We start from the raw sequence: 19010 nt of genomic DNA, 5'->3' as shown, positions 1-19010 counted from the left end.
TCCTGAAGTGAGGTTTTGTCGTTTTCTTTTTCTATTCTACTAGTCTGTGCACAAACGGTTGTGGTCCCAAAAATCACCTGTTGCATCGTCGTGCAACTTTCTTACTCAGTCTTCTTTTGACCCGTTCCAAGAGAAAAACATGTGTTAGAATAAAGTCATACCTGAAAAAAAAAGGAAGAATTTTTACTAAAAGTAAAAGGAAAAACTTATAAGGGAAAGTTGCACAAGTGGTATTGCACAACCATTATTGAGGTGAACCCCGTGAAGTGGAAGCCGCTGTTCGCAGTCCTGCTGGGACTGCTGATGGTTGGAGTTACAGCCGGAAGCGCGGCAGCAACGACACTAATTGCCCCGACTTCATCATGGCCGGGCATAGTCTCTTCCGGAACATCGTCGAATCCCCAGCATACAAGTACATTAGTGGCAAAAGGTAGAGGAAGTATGGAAGGTGGCACTTATAATGCCTCACTAAGCGTTACACTTGGTTCATGGGATGGAATATGGGATCCAAGAATTGGGATGTGGAGATACGACTACATAATAGCCGGAGCAGCAAGTGCACGTTCAAACAATAATGACTTTTTATACAAGAAAGGAGATCCTGTCCCACTCATTATGGAGGATGTAGTGACAATAAAAAGGGAAAACTCAGAGATACATTTCCTTTACAACCCCAATGACCCAATGTTCACTGCAGTTTACCCATCCACTAGTGGCCCCCATGATTCATACAAATCTGCGGTTTCTTTGTTCCAATTAACCCTAGATGCTATGGAGGTGGATAGTGGAATTTCCTTTATTATGGATGCCTATTCCTTAGTCGACGCACTTCTCAGCAACTACCAAGGAGACAAAAATCCCAACGAAATAACCTATGATTGGAACTGGCATTATGGAGGACCTAGAATAGGAGTTCCCGACGAAGCCCACTACATAAGATTCTTACTATACGTGGAACCAGGAGTCCACTCTTACAAGAGATTTACAGTTAATGATTATATCATTGGAGCAGGGGAGCTTTATGACTCTGTAACATGGTACATCTCAGTTGAGACTGCTCCCACACCTTCCACGCTAACCCCCCAAGAGCTTTCAAAATACCACATAGTTAAAATAGCCCCCAGATATTTGATACAACTAAAGGCACAAGGCCTCTTCAAGGACTCCCCTAAAAACATTAATTCCCTTGTGTCTTACTTAATTAAAAAAGGAAAACCTCTTTATATTATCACCAACTCAGTACACATTGATAGAGTAAATACGAGTTAAGGTGAGGGATAGTGAAGAAGCACCTACAAAGAACCTACTTAACAGTTTCCGTCTTCTTTCTCTTTATTCTTTGTGTAGGCATGTATGGATACAGTGCAAGTTCACATCAAAACTCCGAGTTTAACTCCTTAATCGCCAGCCATCCGCACATCCTCGGCGGTATCTTTCTGGGAAACTCAACCTACTACGAGTACTATCAGGTTAACACCAGCGAAGGAACACGATACTACCGGGTCGTTAGAGCCGATAGTGGCAAAGTGCTGAAAATCCAGGCGATTTCCCACAGCGACTATCTTGGTTACACGGGAAAGGCACTTGACATGGCTCGGTCGCTGGTTGAGGAAAAGGCCAGCCTCCCAGCCGGAGCAACCCTCATAACGTACAACGTGACCAACCTCACGGTCTGGCTCTACTACTCAGTTGGGGGCGACGAAAGAAACACTGCGGAGGATTCCAACGTAACGTCCACCCTCCCTACCCCGGAAAGAGAGTTTGCAGTTGTGATGGTCAATCTAAAATCAGGGAATGTCAGCGTTAGGATCGTTCCCTTTGAGGAACTTCCAGAGTGGGTCCAGAATGTCGTGACGGAATTGAGGGGGCTGAGAAAGTGAGGCCTCAGAACTTAACCCACTCAACTTTGTAATAAACCACGTCGTTGTCCTCATCTACGACGGCCATAATCATGTTCTTCCTGACGCCGTGGGCCACCCTAACCCGCGCCGTGATGTCGTTCGGGGAAAAGCGCAGGTTCTCGGGGACTACCCAGACGAGCCATTGTGAGTGCTCGTCCATTCCACGCCGGTAAACGCGGAAGTGAGAGCCGAACTTGAGGGCTGACTTGACGGTGTAACCCCTGTCCCGAAGGTCGGTGTAGACGAGCAACTTTATGTCGAACTGATCATCGCGCTTCCGGCCGAGTTCGACCAGATCCTGGAAGGACAGCTCCCTCTCGCCGTTGAAGACCCTTACTTTGCCCTTCTCCATCAGGTAGGCCGCCTCGATGAGCGAGAGGAAGAGCTTGCCGTTCACGACCTCGCCAAAGTAGCGCTTGTTGTAGAACTGGTTTATGGCCTTCTCACGATCACTGAAGACCCTGTCACCGCTAAGCTGAAAAATTATCGGTTCCTTCAATTCCTTCCACCCCATTCCTCCGCCGGCAGGAGCATGTAATAGGCGTCCTCGCCGTCGGAGTAGTACGCGATTATCCTCTTAATCTTCCTGAACCCGAAGCTCTCATAGAGCCTTATCGCGTTCTCGTTGCTCACACGAACCTCCAAGCCAATGTAGCGGGCGCCCTCGTTTACGAGCCTTTCTATAACCTCGTTGAGAAGGGCCGAACCTATCCCGTTTCCCCGGTACTTCGGATCGACGGCTATGCTCATTATATGTCCTTCCATGTCCGGACGCAGGTAGCCCATCACGTAGCCGATTATTCTACCGTTATACTCGGCCACGAGGAACGTGCTCGGGTTGTTCTCAAGGAACGCCAGAAAAACGCCGCGCGGGTATTCCTCGTTGAAGGACTCCCGTTCTATCCTAACCACTTCTGGAATATCAAATAGCTTGACCGGCCTTATCGAGACCATCACCAACGCTATTCTGCCATCCCCTTGTCGAATGGAAATGCTCATGGTACCACTTTGGGCACCGGACTTTTTAAGTTTAGGCCCGAAACCTTTAAACGGCTGGACAAATAATCCGGCGACATGAGAAAGTGGCTCCCAACGCTCGTCATCCTCTCGTTAATGGCAGTTTTCATTGGGGTGTACATAGGCTCTGTCAGCATCAGCCCATCCGGTATAACCTCATCAATCGCCTACGGGGTAAAGGAGGCTCTCCACGGGTTGTTTCCTTCAATAAACCCGGGTAAGAAGCCAGAGTACTTCGTAATTGTCTGGGAACTCCGCCTGCCAAGGGTTCTGCTAGCATACCTCGTTGGCATGAGCCTCGCAGGGGCTGGAACGGCGAGCCAAGCACTCTTCAGGAACCCCCTAGCGGACCCGTATATAATAGGCATAAGTGCTGGGGCGGGACTGGGAGCGGCATTGGCATCGGTTTATTCCCCCGGCCACATGGGGCTGGCGGCACTCGTCTCGGCGGTGCTGTCGGTTCTCATCGTCTACTCCGTCTCAAAGGTTGATGGCAGGGTCCCAATGGACACCCTCCTCCTCGCTGGAATAGCCTTCGGTTTCCTCGCGAGCGCCGCTACATGGTACGTTATAATAAGCCATCAAAACAGGGCAACGGTAACCTGGATGTGGCTGATGGGGAGTTTCAACGGCGCAATGTGGACCAACGTGGGGGAGATGGCACTGGTCTCAACAATAGGACTTGGCTTTCTAATCTGGAGGTGGCGCGAACTGAACCTCATCCTCCTCGGGGAGGAGAGCATAGCCCTCGGCCTTGACCTTCACCTCTACAGAAAGCTGTTCATCGGTGCAATCACGCTGCTCACCGCTTTCTCCGTCTCGACCTCCGGGATAATAGGCTTCGTCGGACTCATGGGACCTCACATAATGAGGCTCATCCTTGGACCAAACCACAGGGAGCTGACACCAGCGAGCGCTCTCTTTGGAGGTGTTCTGCTCGTGACCGCTGACCTACTAGCGCGAGTTCTGGCACGGCCGACGGAGATTCCGGTAGGCATAATAACAGCCATAATGGGTGCGCCCTTCTTCCTCTACCTCCTGATGAAACATAAGAGGGGGGAGCTTTACTCATGAAGCTAGAGGTGAGCGTGTCTTTCTCCTATGGAGAGCAGGAAATCCTTAAAAACGTCGAGTTTAAAGCGGAAAAAGGCGAGCTTCTCTCGATAATCGGGCCGAACGGTGCCGGAAAGAGTACCCTTCTTAAGGCCATGGTCGGCATTCTCAAACCCCGCGGAAAAGTCCTGGTTGATGGGAAGGATTTAATCGGAATGAAGCCCCGAGAAAGGGCGAGAATGATAACCTACGTGCCGCAAAGCTCCCTCCCACAGTTTGCCTTCACCATTGAGGAGTTTGTGAAGATGGGCACCTATGCAACGAAGGGCGACGTTGAGGGTGCCCTAAAGCACGTCGGTCTCTGGGAAAAAAGGAGAGACCCCATAACCAACCTCTCCGGGGGAGAGTACCAGCTGGCATTGATAGCGAGAGCATTAGCCCAGGGAAGTGAGGCGATACTCCTCGACGAACCGACTAGCCACCTCGACATAAACCACGCACTGGTTGTGATGGAACTCCTGAGGAAGATGCGGAATGAGAAGATAGTTATAGCAGTCCTCCACGATCTCAACATGGCACTCCGCTACGCAGACAGGTTGATACTGCTCCACCGCGGGGAAAAGCGCTGGGAGGGAAAGCCAGAAGCACTTAAAGAAAGCGTCCTCGAGGAGGTCTATGGGGTGAGGGTAAAGATAGAGACTGTTGACGGGAGCAGGGTACTTATCCCGAGCCAGAACGAAAGCGTTAAAACATGACGCGAGAAATAGCAGGGGGTGAGAGAATGGAAACCAAGAAGACCGGAACCACAACCATTGGTATAAAAGCTAAGGACGGCGTCGTTCTCGCCGCGGACACTCAGGCTTCCCTCGATCACATGGTCGAGACCCTTAACATAAGAAAGATACTTCCCATCACGGACAGAATAGCGATAACAACGGCCGGAAGCGTCGGCGACGTTCAGGCCCTCGCGCGCATGCTGGAGGCAGAGGCGAGGTATTATCAGTTCACTTGGAACAGAGAGATGACAACGAAGGCGATGGCCAACCTGCTTAGCAACATCCTCAATGAGAACAAGTTCTTTCCATACATGGTGCAGATTATCGTGGGCGGCTACGTTGATGAGCCTACGCTGGCGAACCTCGACCCGCTCGGCGGCCTCGTCTTCGATGACTATACGGCGACAGGCTCGGGAAGCCCCTTCGCGATAGCCGTTCTCGAGGACGGGTTCAAGAAGGGGATGGGCGCTGAGGAGGCGAGGGAGCTTGCAATCAGGGCCGTCAAAACCGCTGGAAAGCGGGATGTTTATACAGGAGACAGAAAGGTTCAGGTCGTTGTCATAACAAAAGATGGCATGAGGGAGGAGTTCGTCGAATTCAAGGATTGAAACAATCAAAGATTGCACCAAAGCCCTTTTTAACCTCCCCACCCAACTTTCAATCATGAAGGGGAAGCTCCCACTGGCGGGTCTCCTCGTTGGGCTCATGTTCCTCTCACTCTACGCTGCGGCCTACATGATGGCCGGCCCAGATGAAGTTCTAGACCAGGTAAACTCCATTCTGGAGCAGGTACAGGAGATAAGGGGCCTCCACTTCAAAGAGAAGCCGAAGATCGTCGTTATAACAAAAGCCCAAGCGTTAGCTATGTGGAAACCCGGAAAGCTGGACCTCGAAAGGCTCCACGAGGAGGAGATGATATATAAGATGACCCTTCTTCTGCCGCCGGACTACCAGTTCATCCGCCAGGAGAACGAGCAGAGGGCAGACTGGATAGCGGCGACCGTTGGAGACACCATCTACATAATCAGGGAGAACTTCTTTGGCAACAAAGCAACGGCCGAGCGGACGATAGCCCACGAGAGCGTGCACGTGCTCCAGAAGCAGTGGTTCAACGCGCGCTATGGAGCGAACACCTCGGACGGAACCCTCGCGGTAAAGGCCCTTGTCGAGGGAGACGCGGACCTCGTGGCAGATCTCTACTGCGAAAGGAATGGGATTCCAATCCACAAGATACGCTCCCTGAGCGGTAACCCGATAACAGACCTGGACATCTTTCCCTACGTCTTCGGGGACAGATTCGTTCGCTACCTGTACGAGAAGGGGGGCTGGAAGCTGATCAACTCCGCATACTCACGCTACCCCAACTCGACGCTTGAGATAATGGTGCCGAGGCTCTACCTTGAGAATTTCACTCCCGAGAGGGTCAGCGTTGAGGTTCCGAACGGCTCGAAGGTTCTCTGGGACGACAGGCTCGGTGCGTTCTACGTTTATGTTCTCCTCAGGGACGTTGCCAAGCTCAACAACGCGACCGTTTGGAACGTCTCAACCTCGTGGCGCGGAGACAAGCTCATCTTAGCAAGGAACGGAACCGGCTACATTCTCATCTGGCGCGTCCTCTTCTCCAGCAAATCGGCCACAATGGAGCTCGGAAAAACCCTTGAGAAACTCGCGAGAGGGAACGACTATGCAACCTACACCATAACCATCTCGGGAAGAGTAGTAACCCTCAAAGCCTTCAGGAGGGAGGTGAATGAAGCTTAGATGCCCTATCTGTGGGAGAACCTATGAGGAACCCGTCCAGCGCTGCTCCTGCGGTGAGCCGGTGGAGTTTAAAATCCTCAAGGGTGAGCCCTACATAGGAAAGAGCGTCTGGGAGCGCTTTTGGAACTTCTGGCCGATTGAACCGGTTTTAGAGTTCTCGCTCGGTGAGGGGGATACTCCGCTGGTTAAATCAAGGCTCGGAGAGGAGCTTGGCATAAGGCTCTACCTCAAGAACGAGACGGCTAACCCGACGTGGAGCTTCAAGGACAGGGGGACCTTTCTGGCGGTGAGCTACGCCATTAAAGCAGGCTACAAGGCTGTCGGAACCGTTTCGACCGGCAACATGGCGGCAAGTGTAGCCGCCTACGCCGCAAGGGCTGGCCTCAGTGCAAAAATCCTCGTCTCGGAAAACGCGGACGAGGAGAAGCTCAAAGCCGTTTCGGTTTACGGCGGAAGTGTCATAAGAGTCAGGGGCGACTACGGGAGACTTTACTTTGAGAGCCTGAAACTCGGGGAGAACCTGGGTGTTTATTTCATCAACTCCGACAACCCCTTCCGCGTCGAGGGCTACAAGGGCATAGCATTCGAGATAGCCGAGGAGACAACGCCGGACTACGTTCTAATCCCCACCAGCTCAGGAGGGCTCTTCAGGGGGATAGCGAAGGGCTTCATCGAGCTGATGAGGAACGGGCTGATTGAAGAGCTCCCAAAGCTTATAACTGTTCAGGCCAAAGGTTGCTCCCCGATATGCAGGGCGTTCAGGGAGGGGAAAGCGAGGATAGAGCACTTTGAAAGGCCAAAGACAATAGCAAAGGCCATAGCAAACCCTTACCCGCCGAGCGGGAACGCGGTCCTAAAACTGCTCCGCGAGTTCAATTGGCTCTGCGTTACCGTGAGCGACGAAGGGATAATCGAAGCTCAGAAAAAGCTGGCCGGTGAAGGCCTCTTCGTCCAGCCGGCGAGCGCAACCGGAATAGCGGCTCTGAAGAAGCTCGTTGAAAGCGGAACAATCCCCGAGGGCACCAAGGTCGTCTCAATCCTAACCGGCTCCGGGCTGAAGACGCTTTCCCATATGGAAGGCGGAGGAATAATGGAATGCGCGATTGGAAACCTTGAAAAATGCCTGAGGTGATGAAAATGCTCGTCGGAATAGGTTTGATGCCCCATGGGAACCCCGTTTTGGAGCCTCCAGATGGGGAAACGAAAAAGCTGGCGGAGGTTCTCAGGGATATCGGAAGGGCCTTCGCAGATGTTGACTCCTACGTCCTTGTCAGCCCCCACAACGTAAGGATGAGCGACCACCTTGGAATCGTTATGGCCGAGCACCTAGTTTCCTGGATCGGCTTTGAGGGGAAGGAACTTCCCGGCGAATGGGAAACCTGGAGAGAACTGGCCGAAAAAATTTACAGGAACGAGAAAGACGCTGGAATGCCGGTAGTTGATTTGAACTTCGCCTCGTTGAGAGGTGAGTACTCACGCTGGCCCCTGAGCTGGGGGGAACTGATACCGTTGCAGTTCCTCGAGAAAAAACCCCTGGTTCTGATAACGCCGTCAAGGGGCGTTGAAAGGGCAGACCTCATAGAGTTCGGCGAAGTCCTCGGGAGAACCCTCGAGGAGGAAGGGGAGAAGGTGGCCCTAATAATAAGCGCCGATCACGGGCATGGGCACGATGAGAACGGCCCCTACAGGAAGGTTAAGGAGAGCGAGGATTACGACAGGCTGATAATGGAACTAATAAACGAAAACCGCCTTGAAGAACTTCCAGAACTCCCGGAAGAGTTTGTGAAAAAGGCATTGGTGGACAGCTACTGGCAGATGCTGATGATGCTCGGGGCGATGAGAGTCGGAGAATTTGAGCTAAAAGAGAGCGCATACGCCTGTCCGACTTACTTTGGGATGGCCGGAGCGCTGTGGGTGAGAAAGAGCTAGACAACCCAATATGGAAGGCCTTCGGCGTTGTGGAGCTGAGGGACAAAAACACATATGATCGGCCAATGACCCGAAGCATGTCACTCATCAGCAGGCCGTAGCTCCTTTCAAGATGAGTGAAAAGTGACTCCGTCTTCGTGATAGGTCTTCGACTGCCGCATATTACAACACTTTTAGTGCATTGATAGATTTATTAAAACACATAAGTTAGCAATCTTACCAAAAAGCTTTTAACTTAAAGTTGGTATATTATAAATTGACACACATTGGAGGTGATACTACATGACCTGGAATGTTGGTCTTTTCTACTATATTGGTAGTGAGACAACCCCGACATCACAAATAAAAGATTTTGTAATGGAGTTTGATGGGGCTATAATTTTAGGACCAGAAACAGAGAGAGACTCGGCGGACATTGACAGGTTAATAGAGATAATCAACAGATTTTGGGACTTAAAGCCCGGATTCCAGTTGATAGCCGAAATTCCAAACCCCCAAGGCACATGGACATACCCCCAAATGAAAGACTGGCTCAATACTATAGAGAAGAGGGTAGGTTCCAAGGTTAGAGGATACTACTTAGTCCCAGAGGGAGCTTATACTATGTATACGGCCAAAGCCAAAGACGGCACATATTGCCGGGATAACATCCAAAAATCGTTGGAGACATCAGGAATATGAAAAAATATGCCGTGTGGATTCCGATTGAGGGTAACTTAAGCTTTAGATACATGGATAAGTGCCAAAAGCACATACACTTCACTAACATAGCGCCCCAGCCCCACTACTATCAAGTTAAAGACGATACGGGATACAAATACAATCCTAATTGCATGCAGGTAAAAGATCCATACAGACCAAACGGCATAAACTTCAATCAACTGAAAGCATTCATGCTGGAGTGCAAAAAACGGGGCTGGGGAGTTGAATTCGAATGTGATAACGCTGTAAGGGATGAACATGAGGGCGGAAAGAGAGAGAACTGTGGATGCCAGTGCATACCAGAGGAAGACCTGAGATGCACTAACCGGGCGGCAGGATATTACTGTGCAAGCGATGCTGTTGGAGGATTTAAGTATATCTATTATTATTTCAGCAACGATATCAGAAATTACTTGAAAGTAAAAGAAGAGTACACTAACAACTCTTGTAATAATATAGTAAACAAAACCTGTTGAACATCTTTAGTTTTTTTAGTTTTTTCAAACAAAGATACTGCGGAGGTTGAATGATGAGGGCAACACTACCCGTTGTTGCACTGCTAATCGTGTGCATAACCCTGTCCTCAGTCAGCGCAAAAGCAGGGATGGAAATATGGGGGCTCGCCTCTAACGGAACGGCCGCGATGATAACGTACTACTCGACCGGCGGGTTCCACACGGTCCTCTACGATGGAAGGGCCTTCTACAAAGTGCCTATCCCAAAGAGCAGAGAGGAAATCACGACCACTCCCACAACCCTTGAGCCAAGGGACTGGCGCTACTACGAAGGGCTGAACCCAACGGTCGTCGGCTACTTCAGAGGCCAATGGGTCTTCGACGGGGTTGAGCGGATTGCAACCTTCGACGGCAAGACCTTCAGGGTGTACAGCAAGCCAGGATGCTCGACCTGCGCCGTGGTCGAGTTCAGGGCAGGAAAGAAAGATGCCTCGCTGGTCATGGAGAAGGTCACCATGCTAACCTATCAAACCCTCGTCTGATTCAACGGGACGGATTTCAAGCCGACGAACGTGACGGCCGACGAGATACACGTTGCCCCCCTAGGGGAAGGATGGCTCGTCTACACCAGAACCGGAAACAGGACTGAGCTCTGCCTGCACAGTAAGAACTTGACGCTTTCCCTTCAGCTTCCCCCGGGGCTCAGGGTGCGTTCGATGTACTCAAACGGCTCGGTCGTTCTGATTGTCACAAACGATGGTCTGTACGCCTACGAAGGCGGGGGAAACCTGACAAAGGTCTCGGACATGGGTATCGATTTAGCCGTCTGGAAGGGGCAGTGGTTCCTGTTTTCCGGGAACGAAATCCTCACGTACGATGGGAGAAGCTTCAAGGAACTCACTAGGCTAAACGTTTCAGCGGTCTACGCGGCTCCGCTGGGGGATTCATTGCTGGTCGCAGGTAGCGCTGGAGAAAAGTGGGAGTTGCTGAGGGTTAGCGGGAGCGGTAAAGTCGCCGACCTAACGGCCGAGATGACGTCCCCGAAGCAGTGGAACGAGAGAAACAAGAAGGGGCGAGAAATCTGCGGTCCGGGACTGCTCGCGCTCCTAGCGGTAGTCCTCGGAGCACTGAAGGCAGGAAGGCGCGGGCATCAGAGAACATCAAACCCAATCTCAAGCAGTTCCTTGCTCCTCCTGAAGCGGATTTTTCTGATTTTTATTCTTCCTATTTCCCCCGTCCTCTTGGTGTGTTCTTTGCTGCACGCATTCACGTTCCAGCCCTCGATGACAACCACTTTAAGCGTTTTCACACCCTCTGGAACCGGGAAGAGGTCGTACATATCCTCCCCAAAACGCTTCTCCGCTTCTTCGCGCGGGAGTTCATAGACATTGATGGGAACGTTCTCATTAACCTTCTCGTTGGCAAGGCGCTCTATCTCCGCGATTTCTTCGGGTGTCGGCTTCCTGTCGAACTTGACCGTTAAAACACCCCCATTGCCTTTGACGTAGGTTGACGCCGTCCATTTGGCCCTTTCGCCGAGAACCTTAACAACGGCACCCTTGACCACATGAAGAGCAGTGTGAGTTCTCACCCCATTGTTCATGAAACTCCCCCGAGGACTTTTCAGCAATCGTTTATTAACCCATCGGGTAATCCCAAGACGGTGAGGGTTCAGATGTTTCTGAAAGTTTTTCAAAAAACATCATAGGATTCCGAAAGAGTTATGTAAAGCTCTTTCACCATTAAACAAAAACCGTTATAAGTGTAAAGGGCAATACACCAACGAACAAAGTTTTAGAGGTGAACGAAAATGGCCGAGAAAGGAAAGAAGAGAGTTCTGATTCTTGGAGCGGCCGGAAGGGACTTCCACAACTTCAACACGTTCTTCAGGGACAACCCAGACTACGAGGTCGTTGCCTTCACCGCGACCCAGATCCCTGACATTGAGGGCAGAACATACCCGCCAGAGCTTGCCGGAGAGCTTTACCCGAACGGGATTCCGATATGGAGCGAGGACGACATGGAGAAGATAATCAAAGAGCACGACATCGATATCGTCGTCTTCGCCTACTCCGATGTTCCGCACGAGCACGTCATGCACCTTGCGAGCAGGGCACACAGCGCTGGAGCAGACTTCTGGCTCCTCGGCCCGAAGAGCACAATGATAAAGAGCACCAAGCCTGTTGTAGCGGTCACCGCCGTCAGAACTGGCTGTGGAAAGAGCCAGACTTCCAGAAAGGTCGCCCAGCTCCTCCAGGAAATGGGCTACAAGGTCGTTGCCATAAGGCACCCGATGCCCTACGGCGACCTCAGGAAGCAGATGGTTCAGCGCTTCGCCACCTACGAGGACCTCGACAAATACGAGTGCACTATCGAGGAGCGCGAGGAGTACGAGCCTTACATAGACAGGGGCATGGTCGTCTATGCTGGAGTGGACTACGAGAAGATTCTCCGCGAGGCTGAGAAGGAGGCTGACATCATCCTCTGGGACGGCGGGAACAACGACTTCCCGTTCTACGTGCCAGACCTCTGGATAGTGGTTACCGACCCGCACAGGCCCGGCCACGAGGTCAAGTACCACCCAGGTGAGACCAACTTCAGAAGCGCTGACGTCATAATCATCAACAAGATAGATACAGCTAACCGCGATGACATTCAGAAGGTCCGCGAGGACATCGAGAAGATCAACCCGAACGCCATTGTCATCGACGGTGCCTCACCGCTCTACGTCGACAAGCCGGAGCTCATCAAGGGCAAGCGCGTTCTCGTCGTTGAAGACGGGCCAACTCTAACGCACGGAGGCATGAAGTACGGTGCCGGTTACATAGCGGCGAAGAAGTACGGGGCTAAGGAGATAATCGACCCGAGGCCCTACGCCGTCGGTTCGATCGTCGACACCTACAAGAAGTACAGCCACCTCGACGTCATCCTGCCGGCCATGGGCTACGGCGAGAAGCAGATCAAGGAGCTTGAGGAGACCATCAACAGGGCAGATGCAGACGTCGTCGTCATCGGAACCCCGATCGACCTCAGGCGCGTCGTCAAGCTCAACAAGCCGGCCGTTCGCGTCCGCTACGAACTTGAGGAGATCGGCGAGCCGAAGCTCAAAGATGTGCTCAAAGATTGGGTTGAGAAGTGCGAGAAGCTCAAGAAGTGAGTTTCCCCGTTCCTTTTAGTTTTTCTAATTTTCCCTCGTCGAAACCTTTTTATTGTAAAAGACCAATCCCCCCCGCCCGGGGAGTGCCGCCGAAGGCGGGGCCAATGAACTTGGGCGGGTTATTATCCCCTTAGGTGAGGTGGAATGAGAGGATACATAATCTACGCGCTTCTCGCGGCCCTCTTCGCTTCCCTCGTTCCTATATTCGGGAAACTCGGTCTCAGAGACGTCAACCCCACCTTGGCAACCGCCGTTAGGGCTGTGATAATGGCGGTCTTTCTGGTGGGGGTTGCCCTCCTCAGCGGCTCCACTAGGGTCAGCGAAATCGATAGCAGGGCGCTCCTTCTGATAACCCTCTCCGGTTTGGCCGGGGCACTCTCATGGCTGTTCTACTTCATGGCGATAAAGAACGGAAAAGTTCCAGCGGTTATCGCGATAGACAAGACCAGCGTTGCCCTCGCGATATTCCTGTCCTGGATCGTCCTCGGGAGCAGGATGAACCTTAAGACCGCCCTTGGGGCAATTCTCATCGTCCTCGGCGCACTCCTAGTGTCGCTGTGAGCCCATCCACGAATCTCCCCCCGATACTGGGGTTCTGGTCTTCTTCTACAGTCTCCGCCCGTGCTATACCCTCCTGGGGGAGGGAAATCTATAAATACCCGGAAGGAGGAGGGGAATGATATCAAGAGATTGCATCTCCAATGACAAAATGGGACTCTATCTATTTGATGCCTCCAGTATTTTGGGTATGATATTTGTCTTCTTTTGGACGGATTTAGGCGTAGGAGTGGCTCTCGGGGGATGGTTTCTGTCAGCGGCAGTATACTCTTACCGTCAGTTAGGAACGGTTAAATGTACCGTTACTTTTTTCTTCCCGAAAGCCTCGCCCTTTAGGGCGGGGATGCAGTAAAACGCCCAAAAGCCCTCAAAAAGGAAAGCAAACCATTTTAAAACCTAAGAGCCATACCATACTTTGAGATGAAACGCTCAGTAACAGTAAAACTCCAACCAAGCAAAGAACAAGAAAAAGCACTCTTCAAGTTAGCCGACACTGGAGCTAAAATCTGGAATCGAGTAAACTACCTCCACAGGCAAGAATTCTTCAAAGAACAAATCGTGGACTTTAATTCAACAGAGAAAATCGTTTACGAAGAATTCAAGAAGGAAATCGGTTCTGCGACAGTCCAGCAAATTTGCAGGAAGAACACCGAAGCCTGGCGTTCATTCTTCTCACTCTTAAGGAGCAAAAGAAACAAAGAACTACCAGAATGGCTCAAGCCAAAACCACCGAACTACTTGAAAGACGACGGGAAGAGAAAACCATTAATCGTCCTTAGAAACGACCAATACAAGATTGACGGGAATACGCTCATTCTAAAAGGCCTTGGCAAGTTCAAACGCTTAGAAGTCCAGTTCAAAGGCAGAATACACTTGAAAGGCAAGCAGGGGAGATTAGAACTCACCTATGACACCGTTAAGCGGAAATGGTATGCTCACATCTCATGCACGGTGGAAGAAAAGTTAACCAACGGTGAGTGGGTTAAAGTTCCAAGAGAACCATTAGGCAACCTCTCTGCTGGCATTGACCTTGGAGTGAATAATTTAATGGCCGTTTACGTGGAAAACGGTGAAAGCTTCCTCGTGAACGGAAGACCCTTGAAAGCCATAGACTTCTACTTCAGGAAGGTTATCGCTGATTATCAGTCAAAACTCAACAAGTCCGGAGCGAAGAAGAGCCGGAAGCTTAAGAGAATGCACGAGAAGGCTAAACTCCAAGCGAGGCACTACATCAACACGGCAGTAAGGCAGACCCTCGAGAGGCTCTACCGCCTCGGAGTTTCAAGGATTGTCGTGGGTTATCCAAAGGGTATTAGCAGGAACTCCGATAAGGGTAAAAAGCAGAATTTTCTCCTCTCCCACGTCTGGCAGTTTAACATGGTGATTCAAAGGCTGAAAGAAGTCTCGGAAGAGTATGGTATTAGTGTTGTGGTTGTGAATGAGGCTTTTACTTCGAAGACTTGTCCCGTCTGCGGGAAGCCCCACGAGGAGGCGAGGTTTGTTCGGGGATTGTTCAAGTGTCCTACGACGGGGCTTGTGTTTAACGCGGACTTAGTTGGAGCGTTTAATATCTTAAAGAAGGTGGTGAAAACCATAACCCCGAACTTGGGTGGTCTCTACGCTCAAGTGAGGGGTAACTGGCCGAAGACCCGGCCAGAGGGGTCGAAGACCCGCTTTGGATTGGGTTTTAATGAAGCCCCTCAAACCTTCCCGAGTTTGGCGAGGGGTTAAGCCGAACCCTCGCCGTTCACGACGGGGAGGAAGTCAGTAAGGTGGCTAGAGAAGACACAATTAATGATGCTATGAAACTGGCGAAAGATGCCCGAAATGACTCGCTAATAGCTTGGACCTCGGGAGGATTTCTCTTACGTTCTTTGCCTACATAGGGCTTGGAATATCAATGACGTTGGTGGGAATCGCAAACTTGCTCAATTTTGTAATAATGATCCTCGCACACAGGCGCTACAGCGAGCTGAGGAAGATGCTCATAACACTCCAGCTCAAGAAGAGCGACAAGGCCAAGATATCGATCAAGCTCTGATTTCTTTATTTTTAAACCCTAAGAACTTCGAGTTCTCAAAGTTTATAAATAATTGAGAACTATCAGTTCTCAGGTGTCCCTATGAGGGTGGGCGATCTCATTTACATGAACCCCTGGTGGGATGGGAAGGAGGACTACCACGTGAGGCGCTGGAAAGAGCAGAGATTCCACTGGCGGCCAAAATGGCTGGATAGACTCTCGCTTAAGCCGTTCTCCCTCAACTTCGTCCTCGGCCCAAGGCAGGTTGGGAAAACCACCGGGATAAAACTCCTGATTCAAGAACTCCTGAAGGATAACCCCCCAGAGTCAATCCTCTACATCAACGTCGAGGTTCTTCCAAGCCACAGAGAGCTCTTAAATCTCCTCCGCGAGTTCCAGGAGCTTAAGGCGAAAGAAGATATTAAGACTGGCTATGTTTTCCTCGACGAGGTTACCTCTCTCGAAGGATGGTGGCGCGGGGTTAAACCACTCATTGACACCGGCCTTCTGGAGAATAACGTAGTGACAGTTACGGGATCAAGCTCCCTGAGGGTCAAGAGGGACATCGAGCTCTTCCCGGGCAGGAGGGGGAGCGGAAAGACCATAGAGGTCATGCCACTCTCATTTCCAGAGTACGTGGAGATAATGGGGCTTAAAAAGCCGGAACTTCACAGGGAAAAAGTCCTGAAGTTCTTCGAAGACTACTTGACTACCGGTGGATTCCCTGCTTCAATAAACGGCCTCCCGATGGACGATCTCCTCGGGGCATACATAGGAGAGATTGTCCGCTTTGGAAAAAGCCTTGAGATAGCGAAGGAGACGTTTTCGGCCGTAATTAGGAGCGCTCCCTCGGCGACTAGCTTTAGAGCCTTGGCCGGGATGACCTCCGGCTACTCCTACAAGGTAATCCAAGATTACATCGAGTTCTTCACCGAGCTTTACATCCTTGGGATATCCTACCTCAAGCAGGGAAATCAAGTACTCTATAAGCGCGAGAAGAAGTTCTTCTTCCGTGATCCCCTCTTGGCGAGGCTCTTCGCTCTGTGGAGTGGGACCAAGCTGAAGGAGTACGCACTATACGAATGGGTAGTTCAGGAACATCTCCACCGCCGTTTCGGCGAGGTTTACTACTACAGGAACTCCTACGAGGTCGATGCGGTTGCCGGAGACCTCAAGGTCGAGGTGAAGGCGGGAAAGGCCCACAGGAAGTACCCGAAAAACGTAAGGGTGTTGGAGAAGGAGGACGTGCCCTTCTTCCTCCTCGAACTCACTCCCCCATAACCTGCACCACAACCCTCCTGTGTCTCGGTCTGACATCAAGCTCCACGAAGAAAATCTGCTGCCAAGTTCCCCTCACGAGACGGCCATCAACAATAGGGAAGCACTCACTCGCACTGAGGAGCGTGGCACGGAGATGGCTGTGGGCATTGTCGTCGATTCTGTCGTGGAGGTAGCCGGCACCTTTCGGGACAAGCCTCTTCAAGGCCTGTTTAAAGTCCTCCAAGAGGCCAACCTCATGCTCTATCGTGACTATCGCTCCGGTAGCACCGGGCACGAAAACCAAAACCTGACCGTTTTGAATTCCACTCTCTTCAACGACCCGCTCAACCTCAGCGGTTATGTCAACAAGGTCGATCTCGCCGTCGGTCGAGAACTTCAATTCCTCCTTGAAAACCCTCATTCCAACACCCCCAAAGCGCTTATGAGACGCTCAATCTTCTCAACAACCTCCAGCGGGTCTCTCCCGAAGATGTACACCAGCGGCTCTACACCATGGCCGCCCTCATCGATTACCGCGTCGTAGGTGCCGTCTTCAAACGGGCGTACTATCTTTGGTATAGCCTCCTCCTCAGACAATCCCCCGGTTTTAACCCTCGCAAAGGAGAAGCCGGCGCGCTTTAAAGCATCCTCCACATCGGGACCGTAACGAATGTTCATGACGCTCCGAATTCTAGGGTTCCACTCAGATAACCTCAGGAGAATTCCAGCGGTAAAACTGCTCGCCCCGAACTCAGGAGGGAGGGCAAAAATCCTCCCCTTCGCTGAGGTTATCCTACCGGGAACGGCGGCAACATCCTCCTTTACAGAGGGAGAGGGCAGAGCACAGGCGAGGTTGCTCCGAACTTCGGGGATTAGGCTGGGAAAGCCCCTGAGATGAGAGAGGTGCGAGATAGCCCTGTTCATCTCCTCGAGGATTTCAGCCCGCCCCCCTCCCCTCACAAAGAGAGACCTGCAGGTTTCCTCATCGAGGCCAGAGTATTCCGAGTAAAACCTACATAAGAAACCACTCTCAAAGAGGTCGAATAGCCGCCTTGTCACAAGGACAATAGCCTCATCCCTGCCACCACCAAAAAGGATAAGCCTAACCACTTCATCTGCTATCGAATCGAGCCTCTCGGCAATCTCGCGCAACGGTTTCCTATAGCGGCCCGCGAGGTATTTACTGACCATCGCCTGGGTTATGCCGAGATAATCCGCTATTCTCACCTGCTTGAAGCCCTCATGATAAAGCCTCTCTGCGACCCTAGCGCGAAGATAAGGCATTATCTCCTCAGCAATAAAAACACTCGGCGTTCTCATGTTCCCACCCTAAAACTCGGTTATTAAAGTTTCGAACTCGGGTTTAAAGAGTTACCGGACACCAGTCAACAGATCCATGTCAAAAAATCCTTAAAAACCCATCGGAATTCACACTAGAAGGGCACTTATGGATTGGAAAGGACGCGATGTGGTAAGCGTTAGGGACTTCTCGAAAGAGGACATAGAGATTGTTTTGAAGACTGCCAAAAAGCTTGAGGATGAGCTGAAGGAGAAAGGCTCGCTGGACTACGCCCGAGGAAAAATCCTCGCGACGCTCTTCTTCGAGCCGTCGACGAGGACGCGTCTGAGCTTCGAGAGCGCGATGCATCGTTTAGGAGGCTCAGTCATTGGATTCTCCTCGGCGGCGAGCACGAGTGTCAAGAAGGGCGAAAGTTTGGCCGACACAGTAAGGACGGTCGAACAGTACAGTGATGCCATAGTCATCAGACACCCGAGGGAGGGGGCAGCAAGGCTCGCAGCAGAGGTGACAGGGATACCCGTCATCAACGCCGGCGACGGAAGCAATCAGCATCCCACTCAAACACTCCTCGACCTCTACACCATAAAGCACGCCTTTGGAAGAATAGACGGCCTTACTATAGGCTTGCTCGGTGATTTGAAGTATGGAAGAGCCGTTCACAGCCTAGCAGAAGCGTTAGCTTTCTACAACGTCGAGCTCTACCTCATCTCACCTGAGCTTCTAGGGATGCCAAAGCACATCGTTGAAGAGCTACGCGAAAGGGGTGTTAAGGTTCACGAGACGACCGACCTAGAGGGCACGATTCCGGAACTCGACGTCCTCTACGTGACGAGGATTCAGAGGGAGCGCTTCCCGGACGAGGAGGAATACCTCAAGGTCAAGGGCAGCTATCAAGTGAACTGCTCCCTGCTAACGAACGCCAAGGAAAGCCTCAAGATAATGCACCCACTCCCGAGGGTTGACGAGATCCACCCGGAGGTGGATAAGAGCGAGCACGCCCTCTACTTCAGGCAGGTTTTCTCAGGCGTTCCAGTAAGAATGGCCCTTATCGGGCTAACCCTGGGGGTGCTCTAAATGAGTGCTGGTTTCTACGTGTATCCCCATCAAAATCCTGCGTGGGA

Annotated in this window: 22 protein-coding genes; 17 read left to right on the top strand and 5 right to left on the bottom strand. The window is 51.5% G+C overall.

Annotated elements, in window-relative coordinates:
• The first annotated feature begins 261 nt into the window (after nt 1–261).
• A complete protein-coding gene (locus MV421_RS01270; protein ID WP_297503230.1) occupies nt 262–1269 on the top strand; it encodes a hypothetical protein in 1008 nt (335 codons plus the stop codon).
• A gap of 80 nt (nt 1270–1349) precedes the next feature.
• Entirely contained in the window at nt 1350–1880 is a 531-nt protein-coding gene (locus tag MV421_RS01265; RefSeq protein WP_297517713.1) for a hypothetical protein, read from the top strand.
• A 4-nt stretch (nt 1881–1884) separates the two neighbouring features.
• On the opposite strand, the gene endA is transcribed toward MV421_RS01265, so the two are convergent.
• Together endA and rimI are read right to left on the bottom strand one after the other, a co-directional pair.
• A complete protein-coding gene (gene endA, locus MV421_RS01260; protein ID WP_297503226.1) occupies nt 1885–2400 on the bottom strand; it encodes a tRNA-intron lyase in 516 nt (171 codons plus the stop codon).
• Entirely contained in the window at nt 2397–2900 is a 504-nt protein-coding gene (gene rimI, locus MV421_RS01255; protein ID WP_297421326.1) for a ribosomal protein S18-alanine N-acetyltransferase, read from the bottom strand. The genes endA and rimI overlap by 4 nt, the downstream gene beginning before the upstream one ends.
• A gap of 75 nt (nt 2901–2975) precedes the next feature.
• On the opposite strand from rimI, the gene MV421_RS01250 reads away from it, so the two are divergent.
• From MV421_RS01250 to MV421_RS01210, 9 genes are all read left to right on the top strand, one after another.
• Entirely contained in the window at nt 2976–3992 is a 1017-nt protein-coding gene (locus MV421_RS01250; protein WP_297421328.1) for an iron ABC transporter permease, read from the top strand.
• The gene (locus MV421_RS01245) at nt 3989–4726 is read left to right on the top strand and encodes an ABC transporter ATP-binding protein (protein ID WP_297421330.1); all 738 of its coding nucleotides are present in this window, start codon (nt 3989–3991) and stop codon (nt 4724–4726) included. Before MV421_RS01250 ends, MV421_RS01245 begins: the two co-directional genes overlap by 4 nt.
• Before the next feature lie 26 nt (nt 4727–4752).
• Entirely contained in the window at nt 4753–5355 is a 603-nt protein-coding gene (gene psmB / locus MV421_RS01240; protein WP_297421332.1) for an archaeal proteasome endopeptidase complex subunit beta, read from the top strand.
• 55 nt (nt 5356–5410) lie between these two features.
• Nucleotides 5411–6508, top strand: coding sequence for a hypothetical protein (locus tag MV421_RS01235; protein ID WP_297421335.1), 1098 nt, complete (start codon nt 5411–5413; stop codon nt 6506–6508).
• On the top strand, nt 6498–7640 hold the full coding sequence (thrC, locus tag MV421_RS01230; RefSeq protein WP_297503224.1) for a threonine synthase: 1143 nt from the start codon (nt 6498–6500) through the stop codon (nt 7638–7640). The genes MV421_RS01235 and thrC overlap by 11 nt, the downstream gene beginning before the upstream one ends.
• Before the next feature lie 5 nt (nt 7641–7645).
• The gene (locus MV421_RS01225; RefSeq protein ID WP_297421352.1) at nt 7646–8437 is read left to right on the top strand and encodes an extradiol dioxygenase; all 792 of its coding nucleotides are present in this window, start codon (nt 7646–7648) and stop codon (nt 8435–8437) included.
• 282 nt (nt 8438–8719) lie between these two features.
• Nucleotides 8720–9118, top strand: a complete 399-nt coding sequence (locus MV421_RS01220) for a hypothetical protein (RefSeq protein WP_297421339.1) — start codon at nt 8720–8722, stop codon at nt 9116–9118.
• Nucleotides 9115–9615 carry a hypothetical protein gene (locus MV421_RS01215; RefSeq protein WP_297421341.1) on the top strand — a complete coding sequence of 167 codons (501 nt, stop codon included), beginning with the start codon at nt 9115–9117 and terminating at the stop codon, nt 9613–9615. Before MV421_RS01220 ends, MV421_RS01215 begins: the two co-directional genes overlap by 4 nt.
• 50 nt (nt 9616–9665) lie before the next feature.
• Nucleotides 9666–10136 (top strand): hypothetical protein, encoded by a 471-nt coding sequence (locus MV421_RS01210; RefSeq protein WP_297503222.1) that lies wholly within the window; start codon nt 9666–9668, stop codon nt 10134–10136.
• Between the two features lie 608 nt (nt 10137–10744).
• Here the strand turns inward: MV421_RS01210 and MV421_RS01205 are convergent.
• Nucleotides 10745–11197, bottom strand: coding sequence for an alanyl-tRNA editing protein (locus tag MV421_RS01205; protein ID WP_297503220.1), 453 nt, complete (start codon nt 11195–11197; stop codon nt 10745–10747).
• A 207-nt stretch (nt 11198–11404) separates the two neighbouring features.
• Here MV421_RS01205 and MV421_RS01200 point away from each other — a divergent pair, with 207 nt between their 5' ends.
• The 5 genes from MV421_RS01200 (at nt 11405) to MV421_RS01180 (ending at nt 16610) form a co-directional block, all read left to right on the top strand.
• Nucleotides 11405–12751 (top strand): cyclic 2,3-diphosphoglycerate synthase, encoded by a 1347-nt coding sequence (locus tag MV421_RS01200; RefSeq protein ID WP_297421345.1) that lies wholly within the window; start codon nt 11405–11407, stop codon nt 12749–12751.
• Between the two features lie 144 nt (nt 12752–12895).
• A complete protein-coding gene (locus MV421_RS01195) occupies nt 12896–13312 on the top strand; it encodes an EamA family transporter (RefSeq protein ID WP_297421347.1) in 417 nt (138 codons plus the stop codon).
• Nucleotides 13313–13729: 417 nt separating this feature from the next.
• Nucleotides 13730–15040 carry a transposase gene (locus tag MV421_RS01190; protein ID WP_297517710.1) on the top strand — a complete coding sequence of 437 codons (1311 nt, stop codon included), beginning with the start codon at nt 13730–13732 and terminating at the stop codon, nt 15038–15040.
• 178 nt (nt 15041–15218) lie between these two features.
• On the top strand, nt 15219–15350 hold the full coding sequence (locus MV421_RS01185; protein ID WP_297517706.1) for a hypothetical protein: 132 nt from the start codon (nt 15219–15221) through the stop codon (nt 15348–15350).
• An 81-nt stretch (nt 15351–15431) separates the two neighbouring features.
• Nucleotides 15432–16610 carry an ATP-binding protein gene (locus MV421_RS01180; protein ID WP_297421738.1) on the top strand — a complete coding sequence of 393 codons (1179 nt, stop codon included), beginning with the start codon at nt 15432–15434 and terminating at the stop codon, nt 16608–16610.
• Here MV421_RS01180 and MV421_RS01175 read toward each other — a convergent pair.
• The gene (locus tag MV421_RS01175; RefSeq protein WP_297421740.1) at nt 16597–17010 is read right to left on the bottom strand and encodes a secondary thiamine-phosphate synthase enzyme YjbQ; all 414 of its coding nucleotides are present in this window, start codon (nt 17008–17010) and stop codon (nt 16597–16599) included. The two genes, MV421_RS01180 and MV421_RS01175, sit on opposite strands and share 14 nt — an antisense overlap.
• Nucleotides 17007–17909: a thiamine-phosphate synthase family protein gene (locus tag MV421_RS01170; RefSeq protein WP_297421742.1), complete on the bottom strand. Its 903-nt coding sequence runs from the start codon at nt 17907–17909 to the stop codon at nt 17007–17009. Before MV421_RS01170 ends, MV421_RS01175 begins: the two co-directional genes overlap by 4 nt.
• Before the next feature lie 127 nt (nt 17910–18036).
• Between MV421_RS01170 and pyrB the strand changes: the two genes are divergently transcribed.
• Nucleotides 18037–18963 carry an aspartate carbamoyltransferase gene (gene pyrB / locus MV421_RS01165; protein WP_297421744.1) on the top strand — a complete coding sequence of 309 codons (927 nt, stop codon included), beginning with the start codon at nt 18037–18039 and terminating at the stop codon, nt 18961–18963.
• Nucleotides 18964–19010: the final 47 nt, after the last annotated feature.

Source organism: Thermococcus sp. (genome assembly GCF_027023865.1).
Classification (GTDB): Archaea; Methanobacteriota_B; Thermococci; order Thermococcales; family Thermococcaceae; genus Thermococcus.
This window is presented reverse-complemented; position numbering and strand designations above follow the sequence as displayed.